General features: G+C 71.3%; 2 pseudogenes. One reads left to right on the top strand and one right to left on the bottom strand.

Features of this window, described 5'->3' with window-relative positions:
- A pseudogene (locus Q0C41_RS31125) lies at positions 1-1,203 on the bottom strand (hypothetical protein); the annotation flags it as partial.
- A gap of 278 nt (positions 1,204-1,481) precedes the next feature.
- Between Q0C41_RS31125 and Q0C41_RS31120 the strand changes: the two are divergent.
- Positions 1,482-2,778: pseudogene (locus Q0C41_RS31120) on the top strand (hypothetical protein); the annotation flags it as partial.

Genomic DNA, 2,778 nt, shown 5'->3' with positions numbered 1-2,778 from the left:
CAGCATGATGCCCGCGACGTGCGTGCCGTGCGCCCACTCTCCCACCGCATCGAGGTTGGACTCGAGCGTCTCCAGGCTCTCGCGGTCCGTCGCGCTGCGCATCAGCGCGAGCACCCGCTGCGCCGCTTCCGTGGAGGCCATGCCGGCACGAAGATCCATCACGCCGCGGAGGAAAGGCCCGTACTGTGCGAGGACCTCCGCACCGGGCTCGAACGTATACCCGGTCTGGGCGGGATCGAGATCCGAGACGACGCCATGAATGTCGTCGACGAGGCCATTGCCGTCGTCGTCCTGGCCGTTGGGCTGCTCCGCTGCGTTGGTGAAGAGCCGATCGCCCAGCGGCCGGCCGGGGCCGAAGAGCCCATCCGCGGTGCCGGTGTCCCACACCGCGACGACCACGGGCTGCGCGTCGCGCGCCCGCGCGAGATCGACCGTGGAGAACGCGTAGTCCCGATCCGCGGGGCGAGCGTCGTTCTCGGCGCGGACCGTGTCGATCGCCGCCAGGTACACCGCGCGGTTCGCCACCACGTCACCGAGCACGTGCTGGGTGAACAGCGCACCGACGGCCGCGTCGAGGGTCACGAGCTGTGAGTGGATCTGCTCGAGCGAGGCAGTGATCTGGGCCGGCTCCTGGTAGAGCTGGAACGCCACCGTCGCCGAGCCGAAACGGGCGCGGGGGAGCTCGCGAAAGACCGCCGCGACCGCGGTGCTCTGCGAGGCGTCGGTCGCATCGGGCGCCGCAGCCGCGCGGCGTCGGGTGATCACCGAGAGCAGCGTGTTGCCAGCGAAGGCGTTGTTGCGGTTGCGGGCGTGCTGGCGCACCAGCGCGACCGTCTGCGCCGCCGCATCGAGCTCGCCAGCGGCGACATCGGTCACCGCGAGGTTGAGCAGCTGCTCGCACACGCGATCGCCCAGGGGCGGCACTTCACCGGTCCAGCTCGCGCGCTGCGCGAGGTCGATCGACCCATCGAACTCGCGGGCTCGCGCGACCGCCATCTCTCGCGTGCGCGCGATCAGCGTCGCGTCGTCGAGGCCATCCCAGGGGCTGCTCGGGGCGGCGACCCGTGTCGGCTCGCCTCCGCTGCCCTCATCGGCGGTCGCCGTCTCTTCGACGGGAGCAGCCGAGGGACCGCAGCTCGGCGCGGCGAGCGCGAGGGCCAGGAGAAGAACGTGTCGGGGAGACGGGAGTCGCAGGAGGTGCATGGCCGCTACCCAAGCGCGGGATCGCCGGGTCGGCAAGCGGCGCCAGCCATGTCGCACCAAGGTGTGACGGCGCGAGCGGGTCCCATGCCGCACACGGTGCCCCGCTTGGGGCATACTCGCGTGGCCTCTTGGCGTCCCTCCGGTGAATCGAAACCGCGAGGTGAACGTCCCGGGGAAGCGCCCAGGCGGGCGCAACGTATGAGAGCGCACGGAGCGGACGGACGCTCGGGGCGCCTGGAGTTGGCCGAGGGGTCGTGGGCACTGGAGCCGGAGGAAGCATGTCGTCGAGTCGAGCGCGTTCGTGGGCCAAGGGCGGAGCCGTCGCGCTCCTCGTGGGAGCCCCCATCCTGGGTGGCGCCGTAGCGCATGCGCAGTACGTGGTGCCACAGGCGCCGCCTTCGTACGGGCAGACCACCCTGATGGCGAACCAGCGCATGGTGCTCCAAGGCATCGCGGGCGGTGGGGTGAGCCTCTCCTCGGTCGACGGCAGCTGCCGCGGCTACGCGCAGCCCAACCCGAGCCACCTCATCTCGGTCCCGCCCGGGGTCGCGATGGTTCGTCTCGGCGCCACCTCGAACATCGACACGACCCTCATGGTGCAGATGCCCGATGGGCGGCTGATCTGTGATGACGATGGCGGCGACGGCCTCAACCCACTGCTCGAGATCCCGGCCGTTCCCGGGCAGATGCGCGTGTGGGTGGGCTCGTACTCCTCCACCAACGCAGGCCCCTACAACCTCGACGCGAGCGCGCTCGATGGGGGGCGCCCCGTGGCTCCCCCCGCCGGCGGAGGGGCGCTGTTCTCGACGGCCGACATGTCGCTGGGCGGCCGCCCCGACCCTCTCCTGGTCAACGGCACCTTCGGTGGCCCCATCCAGGCGAGCAACATGTCGCCCGACTGCCGCGGATGGATCTCGGGCCCCCCGAGCCACATCGTCAACGCCCGCACGGGCTTTCCGAACCTCCGCTTCGTGGTGCGCGCCGACAGCGACACGACGCTGGTCGTTCGCTACCCCGATGGTCGTCTCGGCTGCAACGACGATGGTGGCGGCTCCTTCAACCCGCTGGTCGAGGGCCCCACCGGCCCCGGTCAGATCATGGTGTGGGTCGGTTCCTACAGCTCGGGCAACAGTGGCCCATACACGATGGGGATCACCACGATCCCAGGCATCCGCTTCGACCAGCTCGGTGCGGGTGGCGTCGTCGTCGCCCCGCCGCCGCCGGTGGTGGTCGCGCCTCCGCCCCAGGTCGTTGCGCCCACGGTCACCGCGCGTGTCGATCTCCTCCCGCGTATCCCGGTCACGCTCATCGGTCCTGGGATGACCCCGGGCACGGTGGCCGTGTGGGCGCCCCGTGGCGGGCCCTCCATCGAGGTCGGGATCATGCCGGTTCCGGGCGGCGGCTACCGCGTCTACGCCAACACGGGCGGGGCACAGCAGACGGTGGTCGATGTGCCCGCGCAGGTGGCCCAGGATGCGGTCGTGACCGTCACCCAGCGTCCTGACCAGCGCCTCCTCGTCCGCGCCGAGCGCGCGCCCGGCGGCAGCGATGCAGGCCAGCAGATGCTCATGCTCG

This window comes from Luteitalea sp. (assembly GCF_022842525.1).
In the GTDB taxonomy this organism is placed as follows: Bacteria; Acidobacteriota; Vicinamibacteria; order Vicinamibacterales; family Vicinamibacteraceae; genus Luteitalea.
Note: the sequence above shows the minus strand (reverse complement) of the source record. Positions and strands in the feature narration are given on the sequence as shown.